General features: G+C 68.5%; 23 protein-coding genes and 1 tRNA gene. 5 read left to right on the forward strand and 19 right to left on the reverse strand.

The annotated features are described in order from the left end of the window. Window positions 1-173: 173 nt before the first annotated feature. Complete coding sequence (locus D514_RS25385) at window positions 174-1,490, reverse strand: ABC transporter substrate-binding protein (RefSeq protein ID WP_017829126.1); 1,317 nt, start codon at window positions 1,488-1,490, stop codon at window positions 174-176. 286 nt (window positions 1,491-1,776) lie between these two features. Here D514_RS25385 and D514_RS25390 point away from each other — a divergent pair, with 286 nt between their 5' ends. Then, the gene (locus D514_RS25390; protein ID WP_017829127.1) at window positions 1,777-2,781 is read left to right on the forward strand and encodes a LacI family DNA-binding transcriptional regulator; all 1,005 of its coding nucleotides are present in this window, start codon (window positions 1,777-1,779) and stop codon (window positions 2,779-2,781) included. Window positions 2,782-2,887: 106 nt separating this feature from the next. On the opposite strand, the gene rplL is transcribed toward D514_RS25390, so the two are convergent. From rplL to D514_RS25405, 3 genes are all read right to left on the reverse strand, one after another. Beyond that, window positions 2,888-3,271, reverse strand: coding sequence for a 50S ribosomal protein L7/L12 (gene rplL, locus D514_RS25395; protein ID WP_017829128.1), 384 nt, complete (start codon window positions 3,269-3,271; stop codon window positions 2,888-2,890). A 48-nt stretch (window positions 3,272-3,319) separates the two neighbouring features. Then, window positions 3,320-3,808 (reverse strand): 50S ribosomal protein L10, encoded by a 489-nt coding sequence (rplJ, locus tag D514_RS25400; RefSeq protein ID WP_017829129.1) that lies wholly within the window; start codon window positions 3,806-3,808, stop codon window positions 3,320-3,322. 425 nt (window positions 3,809-4,233) lie between these two features. Next, entirely contained in the window at window positions 4,234-5,211 is a 978-nt protein-coding gene (locus tag D514_RS25405; RefSeq protein ID WP_017829130.1) for a hypothetical protein, read from the reverse strand. Window positions 5,212-5,529: 318 nt separating this feature from the next. Here D514_RS25405 and D514_RS25415 point away from each other — a divergent pair, with 318 nt between their 5' ends. Next, window positions 5,530-6,210 carry a YqaJ viral recombinase family protein gene (locus D514_RS25415; RefSeq protein ID WP_017829132.1) on the forward strand — a complete coding sequence of 227 codons (681 nt, stop codon included), beginning with the start codon at window positions 5,530-5,532 and terminating at the stop codon, window positions 6,208-6,210. A 29-nt stretch (window positions 6,211-6,239) separates the two neighbouring features. Here D514_RS25415 and D514_RS25420 read toward each other — a convergent pair whose 3' ends face one another. The 6 genes from D514_RS25420 to D514_RS25445 all read right to left on the reverse strand — a co-directional run bounded on the left by D514_RS25420 (window position 6,240) and on the right by D514_RS25445 (window position 10,351). Further along, window positions 6,240-6,740 carry a hypothetical protein gene (locus D514_RS25420; protein WP_017829133.1) on the reverse strand — a complete coding sequence of 167 codons (501 nt, stop codon included), beginning with the start codon at window positions 6,738-6,740 and terminating at the stop codon, window positions 6,240-6,242. Further along, on the reverse strand, window positions 6,737-7,375 hold the full coding sequence (locus D514_RS25425) for a hypothetical protein (RefSeq protein ID WP_017829134.1): 639 nt from the start codon (window positions 7,373-7,375) through the stop codon (window positions 6,737-6,739). The genes D514_RS25420 and D514_RS25425 overlap by 4 nt, the downstream gene beginning before the upstream one ends. Continuing rightward, window positions 7,372-7,989: a signal peptidase I gene (locus D514_RS25430; protein WP_017829135.1), complete on the reverse strand. Its 618-nt coding sequence runs from the start codon at window positions 7,987-7,989 to the stop codon at window positions 7,372-7,374. The genes D514_RS25425 and D514_RS25430 overlap by 4 nt, the downstream gene beginning before the upstream one ends. Before the next feature lie 39 nt (window positions 7,990-8,028). Beyond that, window positions 8,029-8,646 carry a SipW-dependent-type signal peptide-containing protein gene (locus tag D514_RS25435; RefSeq protein WP_017829136.1) on the reverse strand — a complete coding sequence of 206 codons (618 nt, stop codon included), beginning with the start codon at window positions 8,644-8,646 and terminating at the stop codon, window positions 8,029-8,031. Between the two features lie 7 nt (window positions 8,647-8,653). Then, a complete protein-coding gene (locus tag D514_RS25440) occupies window positions 8,654-9,274 on the reverse strand; it encodes a SipW-dependent-type signal peptide-containing protein (RefSeq protein ID WP_017829137.1) in 621 nt (206 codons plus the stop codon). A gap of 177 nt (window positions 9,275-9,451) precedes the next feature. After that, window positions 9,452-10,351: a LysR family transcriptional regulator ArgP gene (locus D514_RS25445; protein ID WP_017829138.1), complete on the reverse strand. Its 900-nt coding sequence runs from the start codon at window positions 10,349-10,351 to the stop codon at window positions 9,452-9,454. A gap of 70 nt (window positions 10,352-10,421) precedes the next feature. On the opposite strand from D514_RS25445, the gene lysE reads away from it, so the two are divergent. Beyond that, window positions 10,422-11,084: an L-lysine exporter gene (gene lysE / locus D514_RS25450; protein ID WP_017829139.1), complete on the forward strand. Its 663-nt coding sequence runs from the start codon at window positions 10,422-10,424 to the stop codon at window positions 11,082-11,084. Between the two features lie 6 nt (window positions 11,085-11,090). Here the strand turns inward: lysE and D514_RS25455 are convergent, their stop codons facing one another. The 9 genes from D514_RS25455 to D514_RS25495 form a co-directional block, all read right to left on the reverse strand. Next, entirely contained in the window at window positions 11,091-11,447 is a 357-nt protein-coding gene (locus tag D514_RS25455; RefSeq protein ID WP_017829140.1) for an iron chaperone, read from the reverse strand. Between the two features lie 48 nt (window positions 11,448-11,495). After that, window positions 11,496-12,299 carry an amino acid ABC transporter ATP-binding protein gene (locus tag D514_RS25460; protein ID WP_017829141.1) on the reverse strand — a complete coding sequence of 268 codons (804 nt, stop codon included), beginning with the start codon at window positions 12,297-12,299 and terminating at the stop codon, window positions 11,496-11,498. Further along, window positions 12,286-12,951, reverse strand: coding sequence for an amino acid ABC transporter permease (locus tag D514_RS25465; RefSeq protein WP_017829142.1), 666 nt, complete (start codon window positions 12,949-12,951; stop codon window positions 12,286-12,288). The genes D514_RS25460 and D514_RS25465 overlap by 14 nt, the downstream gene beginning before the upstream one ends. Before the next feature lie 3 nt (window positions 12,952-12,954). Beyond that, entirely contained in the window at window positions 12,955-13,776 is an 822-nt protein-coding gene (locus D514_RS25470) for an amino acid ABC transporter substrate-binding protein (protein ID WP_017829143.1), read from the reverse strand. Window positions 13,777-13,949: 173 nt separating this feature from the next. Continuing rightward, window positions 13,950-14,639, reverse strand: a complete 690-nt coding sequence (gene rplA / locus D514_RS25475; protein WP_017829144.1) for a 50S ribosomal protein L1 — start codon at window positions 14,637-14,639, stop codon at window positions 13,950-13,952. 11 nt (window positions 14,640-14,650) lie between these two features. Next, on the reverse strand, window positions 14,651-15,082 hold the full coding sequence (gene rplK, locus D514_RS25480; RefSeq protein WP_017829145.1) for a 50S ribosomal protein L11: 432 nt from the start codon (window positions 15,080-15,082) through the stop codon (window positions 14,651-14,653). 229 nt (window positions 15,083-15,311) lie between these two features. After that, the gene (gene nusG / locus D514_RS25485) at window positions 15,312-16,355 is read right to left on the reverse strand and encodes a transcription termination/antitermination protein NusG (protein ID WP_017829146.1); all 1,044 of its coding nucleotides are present in this window, start codon (window positions 16,353-16,355) and stop codon (window positions 15,312-15,314) included. A 42-nt stretch (window positions 16,356-16,397) separates the two neighbouring features. Beyond that, window positions 16,398-16,670: a preprotein translocase subunit SecE gene (secE, locus tag D514_RS25490; RefSeq protein ID WP_017829147.1), complete on the reverse strand. Its 273-nt coding sequence runs from the start codon at window positions 16,668-16,670 to the stop codon at window positions 16,398-16,400. A 40-nt stretch (window positions 16,671-16,710) separates the two neighbouring features. Next, window positions 16,711-16,783 (reverse strand) — tRNA-Trp (locus D514_RS25495). Between the two features lie 195 nt (window positions 16,784-16,978). Between D514_RS25495 and D514_RS25500 the strand changes: the two genes are divergently transcribed. Beyond that, window positions 16,979-18,802 carry an HSP90 family protein gene (locus tag D514_RS25500; protein ID WP_036323090.1) on the forward strand — a complete coding sequence of 608 codons (1,824 nt, stop codon included), beginning with the start codon at window positions 16,979-16,981 and terminating at the stop codon, window positions 18,800-18,802. A 23-nt stretch (window positions 18,803-18,825) separates the two neighbouring features. Further along, on the forward strand, window positions 18,826-21,624 hold the full coding sequence (locus tag D514_RS25505; RefSeq protein ID WP_017829149.1) for a hypothetical protein: 2,799 nt from the start codon (window positions 18,826-18,828) through the stop codon (window positions 21,622-21,624). Window positions 21,625-21,626 lie beyond the last annotated feature (2 nt).

Genomic DNA, 21,626 nt, shown 5'->3' on the forward strand with positions numbered 1-21,626 from the left:
AGTACGGGATGAAAATGTGTTCGAAAAGGCGGGAGCGAGCCGATCCACTGGAAGAAAATTGTCGCGTTCACGGATTCCCCTTCATCACGCGGAGCGGATCGACGACCGCACATCGACGTGCGGCGTCATGAGAGAAGAAGGGCCGCCCCCCAGAGGGCGGCCCTCCTCATCTCTCAGCTGGCGGGCCAGCCCGTCTGGATCTGCGTGAGGACGTCGTCCGTGGGGGTGCCGTTGACCCACGCCACCATGCCCTTCCAGAACGTGCCGGCGCCGACGGCACCCGGCATCAGGTCGGACGCGTCGAAGCGGAACGTCGTGTTCGGGTCCTGGAGGATCTTGATGGTCTCCTGCAGGATCGGGTCCTTCGCGTTCGCGGGGTCGAGCCCGTTGTTCGCGGAGGTGACACCGCCCAGGCTGACGCGGCTGTTCGCCCACTCGGGGCTCGACAGGTACGCGAGCACCTTCTGGGTGGCCTCGGAGTCGCTGAACGCTCCGACGATCTCGCCGGCACCGGTGACGGCGGAGTCATCCGCCGACTCACCCGGGAGCATGAACGCCCAGACGTCGCCGTCCTCGGCGACCTTCGTGCCGTCGGGGAAGAAGCCCGAGAGGAACGACGCCTGGTGGGTCAGCGCGCACTCGCCGCCGGCGAGCTTCGGAGCGACATCACCGAACGCGGTGGAGTTGATCGAGCGCACGTCACCGAAGCCGGCGTTGACGTTGGCCGGGTTCAGCAGGACCTCGCCGACCGAGTCGAACGCCTGCTTGATCTGCGGGTCGGTGAACTTGACCTCGTTGGTGACCCACTGGTCGTAGACGTCCGGACCGGACTGACGCAGCACGTAGTCCTCGACCCAGTCCGTTCCCGGCCATCCGGTCGCGGTGCCCGACTCGAAACCGGCGCACCAGGCGGGAGTGCCGGTCGTCGCCTGGATCTTCTCGGTGAGGGCGCCCATCTCGTCGAGCGTCGTGGGAACCTCGACGCCCCATTCGGCGAACTTGGCCGGCGAGTACCAGATCCAGCCCTTGACGTTGGCCATCAGCGGCGCACCGTAGAACGTGCCGTCGACCGTGCCGTAGTTGACCCAGTCCTTGGTCCAGTACTCGTTGGCGTTCTTCTCGACCTCTTCGGGCGCGGGCTTCAGGTAGTCGCGGTTGGCGAAGTCGGCGAACAGACCCGGCTGCGGGAAGATCGCGATGTCCGGCGGGTTGCCGCCCTGCGCACGCGTGCCGAGCTGGGTCTCGAAGTCCTGGCTGCCCTCGTACTTGATCGTGATGCCGTTCTCGTCGGCCCAGTCCTTCCAGGACTCCTGGAGGAGCTTCGCCTCATCATCCACGATCGTGCCGTAGATCGTGACGGTGGCGTCGCCTCCGTCACCCCCGTCGGTGCCGGGTGCCCCACCCGGAGCCCCACAACCGGCGAGCGCGATGCCCGCGACCCCCAGCAGGGCGATCGGCGCGTATCGCCGGGAACGCTGTGACAGAGCCATGTGAATTCTCCTCTTCGAGTACAGGTTCCCGGCTGCGCGATGCCACCCCGGGGCATCGTTAGGGAACCGATTCCAGGCCAACCTACTGGCCATCCGCATCCCTGCACAACACGCTAGGGTCACAAGCTCGCAACCATTCGATGCACCGACTCCCGACGATATGGGAGCGCTCCCTCGCCGCACGCCTGGAACCGGTTCCCTTTTTCGGCGCTGACGACTACGCTGTGACGCGGCGCGCACCCCGCGTCGGGCCACGCAGGCCGCGTGATCAGGTCGAGGAGGACCGATGAGCACGATCGCGGATGTCGCGTCACGTGCAGGCGTATCGAAGGCCACCGCCAGTCGTGCCCTGAGCGGCCGTGGATACGTGTCGGAGGCGACCCGGCAGCGCGTCGAGAGCGCAGCTCGCGATCTCTCCTATGTCGCGCACTCCTCCGCCACGAGCCTGGCGACAGGACGCACCCAGACCGTGGGCATCGTCATGCCGCCCGTGGACCGGTGGTTCTTCGCCGAGCTGCTCGCCGGAGTGCAGGAGTCGCTGTTCGCTCTCGACTACGACCTTTCGCTGTACGGCGTCCCCGAGGGGTCGAAGACCCGGGAGCGGCTGTTCGAGAGCGTGCTTCCCGGGAGGCGCTTCGACGGGATCATCGCCGTCGGCATCCAGCCGAGCGCTCACGAGCTCGAGCGGCTGCAGCGAACCGGAAGACCGCTCGTCAGCGTCGGTCCGTACAGCGACGGCTCGAGTGCCGTATCGATCGATGACACGGCTGCCGCGCGCATCGCCACCGAGCACCTCATCGAACTCGGACACACCGATATCGCCTTCGTCGGCGGCTCGACGGACACCGCGGAGCTGAGCTTCGGCGACGCCCAGCGTCTCGAGGGGTACCGCGGCGCACTGCAGGCCGCGGGACTCGCGGCGCATGCGCGCGTGGCCGGCGCCGCGCCCACCATGCCGGGCGGCTACACGGCTGCGGCGGGGCTCCTCGGCGACCGGCGACGGCGTCCGACGGCCATCGTCGGGGTGTGCGACGAAGCCGCGATCGGCGCGATCATCGCCGCCCGGCGACTGGGAATCGCTGTGCCGACCGAGCTGAGCGTCGTCGGCATCGATGACCACGAGCACGCGGACATGTTCGCCCTGACCACGATCGGGCAGTCGCCACGCGACCAGGGGCACGAGGCGGTGCGCCTGCTGACGCGGCGGATGGAGCACCCCGATGCTCCGCTCGAACTCGTCGACGCGGCCTCCGCCCTCGTGGTGCGCAGCTCCACGGCTCCCCCGCGCTGACCTCGCGGCATGCCGGCATGCGGGGCGGCCGCGAGACCGGCGGGAAACGCACGAAGGCCCCGGGGCGAACCCGGGGCCTTCGTTGAGAAACGCGTGAGCGTCGCGATTACTTGAGGGTAACCGTTGCGCCTGCCTCTTCGAGAGCAGCCTTGGCCTTCTCGGCGGTCTCCTTGTTGGCGCCCTCAAGGACAGCCTTCGGGGCACCGTCGACGACAGCCTTGGCCTCGCCGAGACCCAGCGAGGTGAGCTCGCGGACGGTCTTGATGACCTGGATCTTCTTGTCGCCAGCAGCCTCGAGGATGACGTCGAAGGAGTCCTTCTCTTCCTCAGCCTCAGCAGCGCCTGCGCCACCCGCAGCACCGGCGACGGCGACGGGAGCAGCAGCGGTGACCTCGAACTTCTCCTCGAACGCCTTCACGAACTCGTTGAGCTCGATGAGGGTCAGGCCGGCGAACTGCTCGAGCAGTTCCTCGGTGGAAAGCTTCGCCATGATGTATCTCCTAGATAGATGGGGTTTGTAGACGAGATCGCAGGTCGCTTACGCGGCCTCTGCGGTCTCCAGCTTTTCGCGAAGAGCATCGATGGTGGCGGCAGCCTTGCCCATCGTCGCCTTCATCATGCCCGCAGCCTTCGCCAGCAGAACCTCACGGCTCTCGAGCGCGGCGTACTTGTTGACCTCGTCCGCGGTGAGGGCGTTGCCCTCGAAGATGCCGGACTTGATCACGAGAAGCGGGTTGGCCTTGGCGAAGTCACGCAGAGCCTTGGCGGTGGCGACGAAGTCACCGTGCACGAACGCGACAGCCGACGGACCCTTGAGGTCGTCGTCCAGCGCGGAGATGCCAGCCTTGTTGGCGGCGATCTTGGTCAGCGTGTTCTTCACCACGGCGTACTCAGCGTCCTGACGGATGCTGTTGCGCAGCTCCTTGAGCTGGGCAACCGTCAGACCGCGGTACTCGGTCAGCAGAACGGCAGTCGAGTTCTCGAATGACTTCGTGAGCTCGGCGACCGATGCATCCTTCTGCGCCATGGTCACTCCTTGGTGTGTACGAGGCGCCGCACGGTGGTGAGGCGCCGACCTGGACCACCTGCAAAGAGAAAAGCTCCGGCGCAAGCGCACGGAGCTTTGGAAAGTTCGTGTCCTGCGCGGGCCCCTGCTGTGCAGAGCTTCGATCGCTGCATGCTTTCGCACACGACGATGACCAGCGGTCTTCGGTTCGTGATAACTGTACCCCACCCGTCCCGCTCCCCCCAAATCCAATCGCCCCCGTCCCTCTCCCTCTCCCCCTCCCCTGACGAGACCCACGCGCCCTGATGAGACCCACGTTCCCCGCCGAGGCCCACACTTGGATACGCATCCGAGCGTGGGCCTCGACGGCACACATGGGTCTCGGGGACGTGGCGCACAGGAGCGCGCGGCGCGGGCCAGCGCACGAGAGGTCTCGAAGCCCGGGATCAGGGGCGGAGGCCGAACGCACCGAGCCGCGCGCCGAGAGCATCTGACGTGACGAGGTGCTCGGATCCCCAGCGGACGATCCGCCACCCGGTGACACCGCGAATCGCATCCTCCCGATGCTTCTCCGCGAGCACCACGGCCTCCGCCGACATCCCTGTACGCAACGTCGGATCGAGGTACTTTCCTCGCCCGTCGAACTCGCCGAACGTCTGCGCTCCCCGAAAGGCGAAGTCGAGCCGATAGTCCTCGCCATGCGGTCCGGTGACGCGCGACTGCAGATCGACCTCGGTGAACCCGAGTCGGTGAAGGTGCAGACGACTCACGCTCTCTCCAGGAAGCTGGGCGCGGCCATCCGAGAACGCGATCACTTCTCGGGCCTGACGGATGCCCCGGTTCGAGAGGGCTTGCGCCCGCCTCCCGAGTTCGTCCCTCCACTCTGCGGCGGCGATATGGTCCTGCTCGTGTCTGCGCACGGCGATGCGCCGCAGCGCCGCGTCGGCGACGGCGATCGCCGCTTCAGGCGTGAGCCGGGACGCCAGATCGAGCACGGTCCTCTCGAGCGAGGTGCATCCGATGCCCTCGACTTCCACGAGGTCGCTCTCACGAAGTGTGAGGTCGTGCCTCGCGACGCCCCACTTCACCCTGCTTCGACTCGTCGGGCCGAGAACCGCGTGAACGTACGTCGTCGAAGTCCGGTAGAGCGGGAGTCCGTGGATCACGGCCGCCGAGGCGAAGCAGAATGCGGCACCACCGCCGGCGGATTCCCGATGCACGGCGAGCACCTTCATCAGATGGCGACCTTCGGTCCAGAGCTGCTCCCACTCCGCAGAATCCACATACCAGCCGCGACGCACTCGCACGATCGAGCCGTTGTCGACCATGGCGCGGAGTTCGCGCTCAGATACCCCTCGAGCGAGCACATCGCTTCTGGCGAGAAGGAGCCGGCGCGCTTCTTCGATGGTGACGGACTTGCGCATGAACTCGATCCTCACTCGTCGCGCGCGCCACCCGCATCGCGAAGACTCGAACTTCCGAGAGGTGCGGACAAGTCGCTTCACATCGCCGCCGTGCAGAACGACAGGCAGAGGAGCTCCTGACCGCCTGGCGGCACCCGGACCCATGCTTATCGCCGAGACCCATGCCCCCACGCGACTGCGGGCGTGGGTTTCGGCGACCACCGTGGGTTTCGGCGACCACCTTGGGATGCGGGAGGGGTACGCGGATGCGGCGGGGACGGTCGCGCGAGGGCGGCGTGTACGGGAGGGAGGGTCGGCGGGCGGGGTTAGGGTCGAAGGGTGACACCGGAACTCTCTGCACGCATCGTCGCGGACTCCCGCGACCGCGTGGCATGGTTGAGGGCGCGCTCGCGGGGCATCACGGCCACCGATGTGGCAGGACTGACCTCGGAGAAGTCGATCGCCAGGGCGGCCGACTCCAAACTGGGCGGAGGGCCCCGCTTCGGCGGCAACGCCTACACCGATCACGGTCGTCGGCGCGAGCCGGAGATCGCCGCATGGGTCGCGGCGACCCACGGCATCCTCCCCTCCTCGGCGCTGTTCCGCGCCGAGGTCGAGCACCGCCACCTCGCCACCCCCGATGGCATCGCGGTCGACGCCGACGGGCGCGTGAAGCTCGCCGAGATCAAGACCACGAACAAGGCTTTCCGCGGCATCCCCCGCACCTACCTGCGCCAGGTCTGGTGGCAGCAGCACGTGCTCGGAGCCGAACGGACCCTGTTCGTGTGGGAGGAGCACGTCGATTTCGCTCCCATCCACGATGAGCCGCGCTGCGTCTGGATCGACCGCGACGACCGCGAGATCGCGAAGCTCGTCGGCCTCGCCACCGACCTCATCGATGAGCTCTACCGACGCACCACCGGCCAGCAGGTGCCGAGCCGGATGACGGATGCCGCCGCCAGCCGTCGCGAACAGCTCCGCGAACGCGACGCCTTCCGCGCGCTGGCACTCGCCGACTGACGAGGCATCCGGCCGGAGCGGCGCACCGCTCAGGTGCAGGTGTTGTTGCCGCCGAACCCCAGGAGACCGCCGACCGAGAGCGAACGCGTCGCCGGCGTCGAGGCCCACGACGTTCCGGTGTAGGTCGCCTCGACCTTGACCGCATTGGTCGATCCGAGCAGACTCCCCAGCAACGTGTTCAGCAGGCCCGAGCTGATCGTGGACGAGAACGTGTAGGGCCCTGATCCGGTTTGCGTGACGTTGGCGTTGTTGTCCACGACGACGTTGTTGATGGAGAAGCGCTGCTGCGCCTTCGGATAGGGCGACGTCCACGTGATCGTGAAGCCCGTGAAGGTGCCCAAGAAGCTCGTCACCGTGCACGAAGTCACCACGGGCGTCGCCAGCGTCGCGGCCGTGAACGACCCGGTGGCATACTCGCTGTCGGTGAAGGCGGCGTCGGTCATCTGCACGGCGGGTGATGACCCGACCCCGACCAGCAGGGCGAGGCCGACGACGCCGGCGAGGATGCGCGCACGCGCGTTGCGCCTCATATCCTCCTCCCCACCTCGGGCGCCGCGCCTCTGCGACGGCGAACCGCGAGCACCGTCCCCGACACCGCGAGTGCCGCTCCGACCACGACGGCACTCGCGGCTCCGGGTGGCAGTCCCGTCGTCGCGAGCCCGCCACCGGACCCCGCGACCACGGTCTCGCCTGCCCCCTGCGCGTGCACGCGGACAGCGGTGCTGCCGGCACCGGAGCCCCCTGCGGGATCGAGGAGGATCGAGAGACGGAGGTGAGCCGTCTCGGTGTCGGCGATCTGCGTGAGCGGAATCTCGACCCCGTCGCGCGGGATGCTCCAGCCCGCGCGCAGTGCGGTCGCACCACCGGGGCATCCTGTCTCGGTCCAGGCCTCGGGGCACGTCCAGACGTCGAGGAGCAGCCGCGCCTCACCCGTCGCACTGACGGCGATCCGCACGACTCCCGGATCCGGGGCATCGGCGCTCACGGCGATGTCCCATTCCACCGGCTGTCCCGGCAGCAGTCTGCCGGCCGCCGCCCAGTCGGCAACCGAGACCAGGCGGAGGATCGAGCCCTGGATGACCTGCGTCGTCGGCGCCGCCCATGCGGCGGTCGGCATCGCGATCGCGAGGGCCGCGAGCAGCACGACGGCGACCGCGCGCCTCATGGTCCGCTCCCGTGCGGATCGTGAGCGGACCGACGCTGCCCACGCGGCCAGAACGCCCACACCACCAGGGAGGTCGCGGCGACCGTCAGCGCGCCCAACACGATCGGGTCGCCCATCCCCGCGACCACCAGCGCGATCCCGGGAACGGAGAACAGCACCTTCCGCACCGACGACACCGTGTAGGGGAACGGATCATCTGCGGCATTCGCGTCGCCGCGCATCGTGATCACCCGCTCCTGAGCGCTCGGTCCCGGCGTGATCGTGGTGATGCGATGCGTCACCGGCAGCTCGCCAGGACGATCGACCGTCACCACGTCCCCGACTCCGATCTCGGCCGCGGGGATGCGCTGCACCACGGCCACGGACCCTGCCGGGATGGTCGGCGACATCGAACCGGTGCGGAACATGATGAGCGTGATCTGTGCGGTGAATGCGAGCACGACGAGCAGGATGCACACCGTACCGGCCGCTGCGGCGATCCAGAGCAGCGCATCGCCGATCAGCCGCCCGGGGCGGAGCCGAGTGCGGCCGTGTTCGACCGTCTGGTGCGCATCCGCCGGGGCGGGGAACGGGGCCGCCTCCCGCAGGCTCCGCCGTGTCGTCGGGGTCGTCATCTCGTCCTCCTCTCCGTGCGCCTGCTCTCGCTGCTGCTCCTAAGACGACGTCCCGAGGAACTGCCAGGTCTGCGTCATCGTCAGCCCCTGCGCCGCGTTGGGAGCGGCGAGCGGAAGCGTCACCGCGAAGCAGTAGTTGACCGGGGTGGCCCCGTTCGCCGTCACGGCCTGGGCCGTAGCGCCTCCTGCGGTGAGGGCCGAACCATCCGCCACGACCGCGGTCCCGGCCGCATACGTGGTCGAGTTGCAGGTGGTTCCGGCGATCGTGCGCACGCCGTAGGTGAGATGCGCCGCGAGCCCTGTACCTGTCGGGGTTCCCGCGATCAGTTGCACGGTTCCCGCCACCGACGGATTCGCCGTCTTCACGCTGAACAGCGCATAGGTGGAGTTCCCCGGTGCCATCGCGGTCGGAGCGAGCTGGAAGTTCAGCGTCGCGGCCGTTCCCGCGGTCGCGTGGTTCGAGAATGTGGTTCCGTCGACCGCGCCGACGATGTCGAACTTCCCGGCCGTGAAGCTGGCCGAGCCGTATTCGGAGTCGTTCCAGGCAGCGAGCGTGGCGGCGACGCCGATGCCGAGCACGAGCCCTCCCGCCAGGACCGCTCGCAGTCGACGGGAGCGCAGTCGCCGCCTCTCCCGCACTTCTCTGCGGGTGATCATCACATGCTCAGTTCGTCGACGTGGCCGTGAACTTCCAGGTGGCATTGGTCACCAGGCTCGGTTCGAGCACGGCGTCCGCCGTCACTTTGAAGCACAGCTGCACGGCCGTCCCCGGATCCGTGGAGGTCGCCCCCGCGGTGAGCGGCACGGTGGTGACGCCGGTCTGGAGGTCGAGTGTCGTCCCGGTCGCCACCGGTGTGCCTGTCGCGGATGCCGCATCACAGGTCGCGCCCGGCGCCAGCTGATAGATCGAGTACGACAGGTGGTCGGAGTTCGACGTGGCCGCGGCATCGGCCGTGGTGCCATCGGCGACGAGATTGGCGCCGCTGGTGGTGCCGGCTGCGAGGCGCACCCAGAACCCGGCATAGACCGAGCTGGTCGGCGACATGTTGCCCACGAGTCCGGCCGGCAGGGTGAACACGAGCGTGGCCGCGCTACCGGCCGAGTTGTGGTCGGCATACGCGGTGCCGTCGGTCGAGCCCTGCAGATTGAACGCGCCGGCGGTGAACGTGCCGTTCGCGAACTCGGAATCGTTCCAGGCTGCGAGCGTCACGGCGGTGCCGACGCCGAGAACGAGCCCGCCCGCCAGTACCGCCAGCACCTTGCGCTGGGTTGCCTTGGTTGCCATGTCGCTTCCCCCTCAGGAATTCGTGAGCCGCGCGAATGCCTGTGTTCCGGTCGCCCCTCAACGACCCCGCATCTGCGCGTTTGCGCCATCCTCTCGTTGCCTCATCCGCAGAACAAGGCGATTTCGCGCACGAGATTCGCTCATCCCGCGCAGAATCGACTCCTTGCCCGCCGTGCCCTATCGCGATCGGCGGGCCGGAACGCCGCCGAGAACCCGTCGCGCCTCGGCGGCGATCTCCGCGGCGATGGTGTCGAGCAGGTCCGAGCGCAGGTTCCACTGCTGCCAGAACAGTTGCACGCGAAGGGTCGGTCCGCCCAGAGGAACGAGCCCGCTCGATTCCTGCAGCAGAGGGACCATCCCCCAGCCGAGGCCGAGCGTGACGGCGAGGGCGTAGTCGTGGGATGCGGGGACGTAGTGCCGGGGCACCCCCTCCTGTGCGACCGACATCTCCCTGAGCCATTCGTGTTGCAGGGTGTCCCTGCGATCGAAGTCGACGAACGGCGCCGCGGACAGGGCGCTCTCGGTCGCTCCCTCGGGGAACCAGCGCGCGGCGAATGCCGGCTCGGCCATCGCCCGGTACTCGAGCACGCCGAGAGGCGACACCGAGCACCCGGAGACGGCGCTCTCCTCACTCGTGACGGCCGCCATCACGGTGCCCGATTCCAGCAGGCGGGCTGTGAAGTTCTGATCGTCGCGATGCAGGTCGAAGTCGATGTCGTGTCGGGCGGAGAGTCGTGCCAGCGGGGCGAGGAACCACGTGGCCATCGAGTCGGCGTTCACCGCGAGAGGTATCGTGATCCGCCGATTGCCACCGGCTTCGTCGATACCGACGCCGACGAGCGCGTCGTGCTCCAGGAGCGCGACCTGTCGGGCGAGACGCACGATGGCCTCCCCCGCCTCGGTGAGCCGTGCGGGTTTGGTGCGCACCACCAGGATGCGACCGAGCTGCTGCTCGAGAGACTTCAACCGCTGGCTCACTGCCGAAGGGGTGATCTGCAGCCGCTTCGACGCGGCATCCAGCGTCCCCTCGTCGACGATCGCGGCGAGGGTGGTCGCGAGTTCCGGATCGATGCGCACATTAGAGATGCTAATGGGGCGATAGGAATCTTCGCTTCACTTCATGTACTCCGATTCCTAGGCTGAACCCATGCTCACCGCTCTCGCCGGCCTCGGACTCGGCCTCTCCCTCATCGTCGCGATCGGCGCGCAGAACGTCTTCGTGCTTCGTCAGGGGATCCGGCGCGAGCACGTCCTCGCCGTCGTGATCATCTGCGCCCTCTCCGATGCGGCACTGATCGCCGCGGGAGTCGCCGGACTCGGCTTCGTCCTCTCGGCCGCGCCCTGGCTGGTCGTGGTCGCGCGTTGGGCGGGAGCCCTGTTCCTGCTGACATACGGAGTGCTGGCCGCCCGTCGCGCCTGGCGAGGGGGCGAGGAACTCGACGTCGACGCGACGGATGCCGTGTCCGCCGGTTCCCGCGCGACCGGCGGCGCGACCGCGACCCTCACCCGCAGCCGGCTGGCCCCCGTGATCCTGACCACCCTCGCCCTCACCTGGCTCAACCCGCACGTGTACCTCGACACCGTGCTGATGCTCGGGTCCATCGCGGCCACGCACGGCGACGAGCGCTGGCTGTTCGCGGCCGGAGCGATGGCCGCCAGCCTCCTGTGGTTCACCGCGCTGGGATTCGGGGCACGCTACCTCGGGCGCTGGCTGCGCACGCCGCGGTCGTGGCGCATCCTCGACGCCGTGATCGCAGTGGTCATGATCACGATCGCGATCAGCCTCGTGCTGCCCGTCCTGGGGGGCTGAGCCGCATCAGGCGCGGTCGATCTGGGCGAGCCTGGCACGGACGAGGCTTTCGAGGACCTCGCTCGGAATCGGGTGCTCGGGCTGGAACCGGATGGTCCCCTTGTTGACGCTGACCCCCGGAAACCCGTCGAGAGCGTCTGCGACAGCGGCGACGGCATCAGGGCTGAACGGGTAGATCCCGATGTGCTTCTTGGCGCGCATCACCGAGAGCAGCGGCTTGCCGTCGTGCACGAGCGCGGGCATGCCGTACCCCTTGCCCTGCTCCGCATCCGGCGCCTCCCGACGCGCGACGGCATAGACCCGATCGATCGCGTCACGATCGGCGGCGGCGAGGTCTGCGAGGTAGTCGTCGATGGTTCCCACGAGGGCATCCTGCCACCGATCCGACCGCGGGGCGAGGGTCAGCGGGGTTCACGCACCATCGAGCGGACGCATGATGCGGGTGAGGAACCGCTGCGTGCGCTCATGCTGCGGGGCGCTGAAGAGCGCGGCCGGCGGCCCCTGCTCGACCACCACGCCGCCGTCCATGAACAGCACGTGGTCGGCGGCTTCTCGGGCGAAGCTCAGCTCGTGGGTGACGACGGCCATGGTCCAGTTCTCGTCGGCGAGCTCCTTGATGACGAGCAGCACCTCCCCCACCAGCTCGGGGTCGAGGGCACTGGTCGGCTCGTCGAACAGCAGCAGATCGGGCTTGAGGGCGAGCGCGCGCACGATGCCGACACGCTGCTGCTGCCCGCCGGAGAGCTGGTGCGGGCGAGCATCCGCCTTGTCGGCCAGCCCGACGCGATCGAGCAGCGTGAGTGCCTCGGCCACGACCTCGGCCTTCGGTCGACCCTGAACCCGCCACGGGCCTTCGATGACGTTCTCGAGGACGGTGAGGTGCGGGAAGAGGTTGTGGTGCTGGAACACCATCGCCGAGCGGTCGCGCAGCGCGAGCCGCTTCTGCTTCTGCACGCGGGGCGAGGGCTTCGCCTCCGGGGAGAAGTCGATCTCGGGACCGCCGTCGACGACGATGGTGCCGGCATCCGGTGTCTCGAGGCCGTTGAGAGCACGCAGCACCGTGGTCTTGCCCGAACCGCTGGGCCCGATGAGCACGACGACCTCGCCGCGGTGCAGCGTCAGGTCGATGCCGCGGAGCACCTCGTTGTCGCCGAAGCTCTTGCGCAGGCCACGGGCGGTGAGCAGAGCCTCTGGAGTGTTGTCAGTGCGCGACACGGCTGTCGAGCCTCCTCTCGAGGGCGCTCTGGCCGAACGACAGCACCAGGCAGAACACCCAGTAGACCAGCGCGGCGGCGAGGTAGAGCACCATGAACTCGTAGGTGGTCGAGGCGATCTGCTGCGCCACCTTGAACAGCTCGGTCACGAGGATCAGCGACGTGAGCGAGGTGTCCTTCACCAGCGAGATGAACGTGTTCGACAACGGGGGAACCGATACGCGCGCCGCCTGCGGCAGGATGATGCGGGTGAGCGTGCGAGTGCGGTTCATGCCCACCGTGTACGCGGCTTCCCACTGCCCCTGCGGGACCGAGAGGATGGCGGCGCGGACGACCTCGGCACCGTAACCGCCGACGTTGAGCGACAGCGCGATGATGGCACTCGGCCACGGGTCGATCGTGATCCCGATCGACGGCATGCCGTAGAAGATCACGAACAGCTGCACCAGCAGCGGCGTCCCGCGGATCACGGAGATGTAGAACCGAGCGACGCCCGAGAGGATCGAGTTCACCGAGATCCGCATCAGAGCGATGCCGATGGCGATGAGCAGCCCCAGGGCGAACGACGCCAGCGCGAGCGGCACCGTCGCCGTCAGACCTGCCCAGGCGATCGGCCCGAGCGCGTCCAGGAACAGCTGCCAGGGATTCTCCATCGGCTACTGGGAGACGTCTTCGCCGAAGTACTTCTTGCTGATCTCGGCCAGCGTGCCATCCGCACGCAACTCGTCGAGCGCGGCGTCGACGGCCGTGACGAGGGCTTCCTTGTCCTTCGCGAAGGCGAATGCCTGCTCGCCCGCCTCATCGGTCTCCGCCGCGATCTTGAGACCGGTCGGACTGTTGGTCGTCTCGTAGTCGAGGAACGTGAGCTTGTCGTTGATGGTGGCATCGACCCGTCCCTGGCGCAGGAGCTCGACGGCCTGCGCCCAGCCCTCGACACCCTCGACCGTGGCGCCCGACTCGGCGGCGAGGTCGTTCCAGTTGCTCGTGAGCGACTGCGCGGTGGTCTTGCCGTCGAGGTCGGCGAACGACGAGATCGTGTCGTCATCCTCGGCCACGACGATCACGCCGGGAGAGACGGTGTACGGCGTGCTGAAGAGGTACTTCGCCTCGCGCTCGTCGTTGATCGTGACCTGATTGGCGATCACGTCGAACCGACCGGCGTCGAGGCCCGCGAAGATCGCGTCCCACTGGGTCTCTTCGAACTTCACCTCGAGGCCGAGCTTGTCGGCGACGGCTTCGATGATCTCCACGTCGTATCCGGTCAGCTCGCCGGCGCCGTTGTCGTCGTGGAAGCTGAAGGGACGGTAGGTGCCCTCGGTCCCGACCGTGAGGGTGCCGTCCTTCGCGAGCCCGAACTCCGAGCTCGCGGAGCTCTCGCCGCTGCCCGCAGTGCTCTCAGGTGTGCTCGACCCGCTGCAGGCGGTCAGGGCCGCGGCGGCGACGACGAGTGCGGTGACGGCGATGAGACGACGGGACATGAACCCTCCTGGGGTGTGAAGCGCGGTGCGAGTTTACGCGACCGTCGCGGGAACTCCCCCACAGTACGTGGCACGGGGCGGTTCGCCGCATCCGATGACGTTTCGTTTCGCCGGAGCTCGGAAGACGCAGAAACGCCCCCGGGAGAACCCGGGGGCGTTTCTGCGAGTCAGACTCAGATGGAGTTGACGTCCAGCGGGATGCCGGGGCCGAACGTGGTCGACACCGCACCCTTCTGGATGTAACGGCCCTTCGAGCTCGACGGCTTGAGGCGGACGATCTCCTCGAGCGCTGCGCCGATGTTCTCGTTCAGCTGCTCGGCGGTGAAGGAGGCCTTGCCGACGACGAAGTGCACGTTGGCGTGCTTGTCGACGCGGAACTCGATCTTTCCGCCCTTGATCTCCTCGACGGCCTTGGCCGGGTTCGGGGTCACGGTGCCGGTCTTCGGGTTCGGCATCAGACCACGCGGTCCGAGCACCTTTCCGAGACGACCGACCTGGCCCATGAGCTCCGGGGTGGAGACGGCGGCGTCGAAGTTGGTCCAGCCATCGGCGACCTTCTGGATGAGCTCGGCGCCGCCGACCTCATCTGCACCTGCGGCGATCGCGGCCTCGGCCGCGGGGCCGGTGGCGAAGACGATGACGCGGGCGGTCTTACCGGTGCCGTGGGGCAGGATGACGGTGCCGCGCACCATCTGGTCTGCCTTGCGGGGGTCGACGGCGAGCTTCAGCGCGACCTCGACGGTCGAGTCGAACTTCGACGATCCGGTCTCCTTCGCGAGGGCGACGGCCTCGGTCGGGGTGTAGAAACGGTCTGCCTCGATCTTCTCGGCGGCAGCCTTGTAAGCCTTGGACTTGGTAGCCATGATTATTCTCCTCAGCCCTCGACCGTGATGCCCATGGAACGGGCGGTGCCGGCGATGATCGAGATCGCAGCCTCGATGTCGTTGGCGTTCAGGTCAGCCTGCTTGGTCTCGGCGATCTGGCGGACCTGGTCCTTGGTGATCTTCGCGACCTTGACGGTGTGCGGGGTCGCGGAGCCCTTGGGGACGCCGGCGGCCTTCTTGATGAGCTCCGCGGCAGGCGGGGTCTTCAGGACGAACGTGAAGCTGCGGTCCTCGTAGACGGTGATCTCCACGGGGATGACGTTGCCGCGCTGCGACTCGGTCGCGGCGTTGTACGCCTTGCAGAACTCCATGATGTTGACGCCATGCTGACCGAGCGCGGGGCCGATCGGCGGCGCCGGGTTGGCTGCACCGGCGTTGATCTGAAGCTTGATCAGGCCGGTCACCTTCTTCTTCGGTGCCATTCTCTTTCCTTTCATCGAATCGGATGCCGGAGCACCCGCTTCTCCCACAGATCCGGCGTTTCCGGACCGTGGTCGTCTGTGCGCACGCCGAAGCGCCGCACAAACCACACAAGTCTACCCGATCAGGAGACCTCTCGTCACCGGAGGCCCCGACCATGGAGCGATGATGCCGGTGGGGATGCGAGAACGGCCGCCCCGAAAGGGACGGCCGTCCTCGTGAAGAGGGGTGTCAGATCATCTTGGTGACCTGGTCGAACGACAGCTCGACCGGGGTCTCGCGCTCGAAGAGGGAGACGAGCACCGTGAGCTTGCCGCTCTCGGGCTTGATCTCGCTGATCGAACCGGGAAGACCCGCGAACGAGCCCTCCTTGATCGTGATGGTCTCGCCGACCTCGAAGTCGACCTCGGCCGGAAGCGGACGAGCGACGGCGACGCCGCCCTTCGACGCGATGTTCTTGGCGGTGGGGACGTCCTTGACCTCGACGAGCGACTTCAGCATGTTGAAGGCCTCTTCGAAGCGCAGCGGCGTCGGGTTGTGGGCGTTGCCCACGAAGCCGGTGACGCCCGGGGTGTGGCGGACGACCGACCAGGTGTCTTCCGTGAGCTCCATGCGCACCAGCACGTAGCCGGGGATGCGCACGCGGGTGACCATCTTGCGCTGGCCGTTCTTGATCTCGACCACGTCTTCCATCGGGACCTCGATCTGGTAGATCTCGTCCTCGACCTCGAGCGTCGACTTGCGCTGCTCGATGTTGGCCTTCACCTTGCGCTCGAAACCGGCGTAGGAGTGGATGACGTACCACTTGCCCGGGAGCATGCGGAGGTCCATGCGGAAGGCCTCGTAGGGGTCTTCCTCGGCGTCCTCGTCGTCTTCGTCCGTCGAGGAGTCCTCGTCGCCCTGCACGTCATCGGCACCGAGCTCGGGGCCGTCGTACGGGGTGACCTCATCGGCCGCCGCAGCATCCAGCTCGGCGACTTCTTCGGCCACAGATTCGTTGAGGACCTCAGCGGCTGCCTCAGACTCAGCCGCTTCGTCCAGGTTGAGAGCGTCGTTCACGATCGCGTCCGCCTCCGGGTCGTCGATGTCGATGTCGGTGTCAACCGTGTCATCCTCTTCGCCGTCCTCGTCTTCGACGTGGACCGCGACGTGCTCAGCCGGGGTGACCGAGAGCTCTTCCTCAGCGAGCACGTTGCCCTCCTGGGCTTCGTCTTCCTCGCTGGACTGCTCTGCGGCGGTCGCCCAGTCGGCGTCGTCGGAATATCGTTCAGACACGTTGTTTCTTCTCCATAGCTGCGGGGTGAGCCGCGGGGGTCATCAGCCAGGGATTCCGAACACCCAGTGCGTCACGAACGCGAACAGCGTGTCCAAGCCGTAGACGATGCCCATGACGATCAGAACGAAGACGAGCACCACCCCGGTGAACTTGAACAGCTCCTTGCGAGTCGGGGTGACGACCTTGCGGAGCTCGGCGATGACCTGGCGGATGAACAGGGCGATGCTCCCGAAGAACCGGGAGAAGGGGTTGCCCGTCTTCTCGCGGGTGGCGCCGGCCGCGACGACCTCGCCGCGCGGTTCGTCCTGATCCATCCTGAATGTACCTTTCGTGTGTCAGCGTTGCGCTGACGCGCAGGGCGGACAGGAATCGAACCTGCAACCTGCGGTTTTGGAGACCGCTGCTCTGCCAATTGAGCTACCGCCCTAGAGACCGGGAGGTCTCGGGGTGTTCCCTCCACTCTGCCACCGTGACCGTGATCGGAAGACCCCAGGCATGGCGAAAGAATGCAGACAACAACTGCCCCACAAGCATACGGCATCGATCCGGTGGTGCCGAACCGGGATCGCGTTGGCGTGTTCTTGTTAGGCTCAGCGAGCGTATGCAGGAGGAGGGAGCGCCGGTGAGCGCTGAAGTGCAGCAGTTCCAGGTGGATCTGCGCGGAGTCGTCGATCTGCTCAGCCGGCACATCTACTCCAGCCCTCGGGTGTACCTGCGGGAGCTGCTGCAGAACGCCCGCGATGCGATCACCGCCCGCCGCGAGGTCGACGGCGGCGGGGGACGCATCCGCATCACCCCGTTGACCGCGGAGAGCGGCGAGTTCGTGCTGCGCGACGACGGCGTGGGGTTGACCCTCACGGAGGTCGCCGATCTGCTGGCGACCGTCGGCCGCAGCTCCAAGCGCGATATCTTCGATCTCCCGCGCAGCGACTACCTCGGCCAGTTCGGCATCGGCCTGCTGAGCTGCTTCATGGTCGCCGACACGATCGTCATCCGCTCCCGCAGTGCCCGCGGCGGCGCCTCGGTGGAGTGGACGGGCAGCGCGGACGGCACGTTCCAGGTGGCCGAGATCGACGAGGAGCTGCCGATCGGCACCAGCGTGCACCTCGTCCCGCGTTTCGACGCCGACGAGCTGCTGCGCCCCGCGGCGGTGCACGAGCTGGCGACGACGTTCGGGGAGTTCCTCCCGGTGCGCGTGACGATCGACACCGCAGCCGGAGACATCGACATCACCAGGGATGCGCCGTTCCTCGAGGCGGCAGAGGATCCCGAAGCGGCCGTGGGCTACGGGCGGGACCTCCTCGGTGCGAGTCCGCTCGACGTGATCGAGCTGAGCGAGCCGGCCACGGGCACCCGCGGCCTGGCGTACGTGCTGCCCTTCGCGCCGCCTCCCGGCGCGCGCCAGGCCACGCGCATGTACCTGGGGCGGATGCTGCTCTCCGAGCGCGTGGACGATGTGCTCCCCGACTGGGCGTTCTTCGTGCGCGCCGTGATCGACTCCACCGGCCTCGCCCCGACCGCGAGCCGGGAATCGCTCGTCGAGGACGCGGCGCTCGAACGCGTGCGGGAGCAGCTGGGCGCCGGCATCCGCCGCTGGGTGCTCGAGCTGGGACTGCGCGAACCGCACCGCCTCGCACAGTTCGTCGCCGTGCACGAGGTGGGGCTCAAGTCGTTGGTGCGCCACGACGAGGAGCTCGCCCGCTTCATCTCCCGCTGGCTGACCGTCGAGACCACGCACGGCACCCTGCGCATCGGCGACCTCGTCGAGCGGTACCCGCACATCCGGTACGCGCAGACGGTGGACGAGTTCCGTCAGGTGGCCGGCATCTCCCCCTCCGACGAGGTGCTCGTCAACGGCGGCTACCTCTACGACGCCGACCTGATCCGGATGCTGCCCGACCTGTACCCGCAGGTCACGGTCGAGCAGGTCGACGTCACGGGCGAACTCGACCGGCTCGACCCGCCTCCCCTCGATGACCGCGACGCCGCCGTCGCCCTCGAGGCGCGTGCCGGTGCCGTGCTCGCCGCATCCGACTGCTCCGTCGTCGTGCGCTCCATCGACCGCCCCGACCTGGCCGGGCTCTACGTGGCCGACCCCGAGGTGCTGCGGGCGATCGATCGCGGACGCACCAAGGGCATCACCGGCGCCCTGTGGGGCGGTGTGCTGGATCGCATCGACCAGACCCTGTCCTCCGCGCGCGAGGACGACCTGCGGGCACGGCTGTGCCTGAACTGGTCGAACCGCGTCGTGCGCGCCCTGGTGCGCGTGCAGGACGACGCGGTGTTCGCCCGCACGGTGCAGCTGCTCTACATCCAGGCGCTGCTCGCCGGACACCACCCGCTCGCCGATGCCGACAGGGCGCTGATGACCAGCGCCCTCGCCGACCTCGTCTCCCTCTCGGCCGGCCTGGAGGGGGACACCATCCCCTTCGGCGACGCCCGCTGAATCCTCCCCGAAAGGTTCCGTCCATGGCACGTCCGAAGAAGCGCTTCCAGCAGCTGATCGAGGAGATCGACCGCACCCCCTGGGGGCCCGCTGAGCAGGCCCTGGTCGCCGAAGCCGTCGCCCTCGCCGTGGAGATCGGCGACGAGCGTCTCGAGTACGAGGCACGGATGCGTCAGACGGCGTCGGCGAACATGAACGGCGCGACCGACGTCATGCTCAATTCGTTCGCATGGTGCCTCGCCCACCACGACGCCGACCCGCAGCGCTTCCCCGCCGACCTCGACAACGGCGGCGCCGACCTGATGTGGCAGTTCAAGTGGATGGCATCGTCGCTGCGGTCCTCCCCCGCGTTCTCGCAGGAGCAGATCGCCGCCGTGCTCGACGACATGGAGTCGCACTACCGTGCGGCGGGCCTCGGCGTCAGCGGCGTGCTCACCGCCCGCTTCGAAGATGCCTGGGATGCGGGCCGGATGGAGGAGGCCGAGGCGCTGCGGGTGCAGCTGGAGGCCACGCCGCGCGACGAGCACAGCCACTGCGACGCGTGCGGGCGCAGCCAGATCGCCGGCTTCTTCGCCGACACCGATCGCGACGCGGAGGCGATCGTGCTCGTCGAGGAGATGATCGAGGGCGGCTTCTCCTGCGGTGAGGAGCCGGAGCACGCCCTCTCGCGCGTGCTGCTGCCCTACCTTCGCGCCGGGCGCTTGGATGAGGCGAAGACCGCGCACCTGCGCAGTTACCGGCTGGCCAAGGACAACCCCGACAACCTGCGCATCGTCGCCAACAACATCGTGTTCGCAGCCGTCACCGGCAACGAGGCCCGCGCTCTGGCTCTGGTCGAGAAGCACATCGCGTGGCTCGCGCACGACGGGCTGAACGTCGACGCGCACTTCGCCGCCCTCGCCGCCCTCGCCGTGGCGCTGGACCGGGTCACCGCCGTCGGGCACGGCGACACCCCGGTGCGCGGTGCGGAGTCAGCCGCCCTCGTCCCCTTCTTCGGAGAACGCGATGGCGCCTGGAGCGCCGCCGACCTCGCGGCCGCGGCGTGGGCCGCCGCCGAGAGGATCGGAGCGGGCTTCGACGGACGGGACGGGACGGACGGCCACGCGCGCAGCCTCGAGCGGATGCGCGCGCTCGCGAACGAGCAGTACGACGTGCCGATCCGTTCGGATGCCTTCGTGGCCCCGGCCCCCACCACCACCCCGGTCGACGCGGACGGCTGGTTCGAGCGGGCGATGCAGCTCGCGCAGTTCGGTGCGGAGCACGAGACCCTCGAGGCCCTGCCCCACGCCCTCGCGGTCGAAGACCCCGCCAAGCGCGCGCAGCTGCTCTCGATGCGCCTGGGGATCCTGATCGCCCTCGATCGCGCAGAAGAGGCCCTGCAGCTGCTGCCGGAGCGTATCGCCGCGCTGCGGGCGGCCGGCCGTGACGCGCAGGCCGATCTGGAGGAGCGCATCGGCCTTGCCACCTTCGGCCTGAACACCCCCGAGACGACCGCCGCGTTGGAGGAGGAGATCGGCGCATCAGACGACCTCCCCGCCTGGACGCGTGGCGACCTCGCCATCAGCCGTGCCGCCCTGCACCTGCAGTCCGGCGAACCCGACGCCGCGCTGGATCACGCCGAGGTGGCCGCACGGTCCTTCGCCGAGGCCGAAGACACCCGGCTGACGAACACCACGACGCTGCTGGCGATCTCCGCCGTGCTGAGCAAGGGCGACCTCGAAGCGGGAAGCGCACTGCTGGACCGTCTCCTCGCGCAGGACGACCTCAGCACCGGCCATCGGGCCCAGGCGCTGCAGACCCGCGCACGTGTGCGCGGCGGCGGCAGCGCCTACGTCGAGGGCGCGGTCGACGCCGATGAGGCCTGTCGGCTGCTCGCCGAGCTGGGGGCGACCCGCGCTCTCGGCGACGCGCACCTGCTCGCCGGCGCTCTCTGGGAGGACGCGGACGAGCCGGAGAAGGCCGTCTCGCGCTACCGCCTCGCCGCCCGCCTCGGAGGCGAATCGGGAGGCGACACGACCGGCCTCGACTTCCGTCTGGCGCGCGCCATGCTGCGTGTCGGCGATGCCGAGGAGGCCGCTGAGCTCTTCGGAGACGTGCTGCAGCGCGAGGAAGAGGCAGAGGTGCCAGCGGGCTCCCGCGCCATGACCGCATCGATGCTCGCACGGGCTCTGAGCGCTGCCGGTGAATTCGGACAGTCCGTCGGCGCGCACGGCTACGCCTCCGAGCTGTTCGGACAGGCCGAGGAGCACGCGGATCAGGCGATGTCGATGACGGAGCAGGCCAAGATCCTCGCGCGCTTCGACGAGCACGACGACGCGATCGCCCTGCTCGAGTCCGCGACCGAGATCGTGCGGCGCGCGCCCGATGCCGTCGGTGCCCTCACCGAGGTCTTGCACAGCCTCGGTCAGGCCTACGGCGGGCGCGGCGACGAGCGGGCGTTCGGCCTCTTCGACGAGGTCGCCGCCCTCGCGCAGCAGCACGAGGCCGGGTGGCTGCTCGCCGATGTGACCGATTCGCGGGCGCGTGCCCTGGCCGAGCTCGGCCGTGTCGACGAGGCGGTCTCGGCCGCCCTCACCGCGGCCGACGGCTTCGCGGCACTCGGCGACGTCGGATCCGCCGGAGGGTCAGAGCTGTTCGCGGCTCGTGTGCTCGCCGGCAACGACCGCGCAGCCGATGCCGTGCCGGTCTACCGCAGCACCATCGAGCATGCGGCCGACCACCCGCCGCTGATGCAGGTGGCCGCCCTCGAGCTCGGCAACGTGTTCGAGGCGCTCGGTCGGCACGGCGAGGCCGCCGAGATCCGCGCGCAGCTGGAGAGCTGAGC

The organism is Microbacterium sp. UCD-TDU (assembly GCF_000340625.1).
GTDB lineage: Bacteria > Actinomycetota > Actinomycetes > Actinomycetales > Microbacteriaceae > Microbacterium > Microbacterium maritypicum.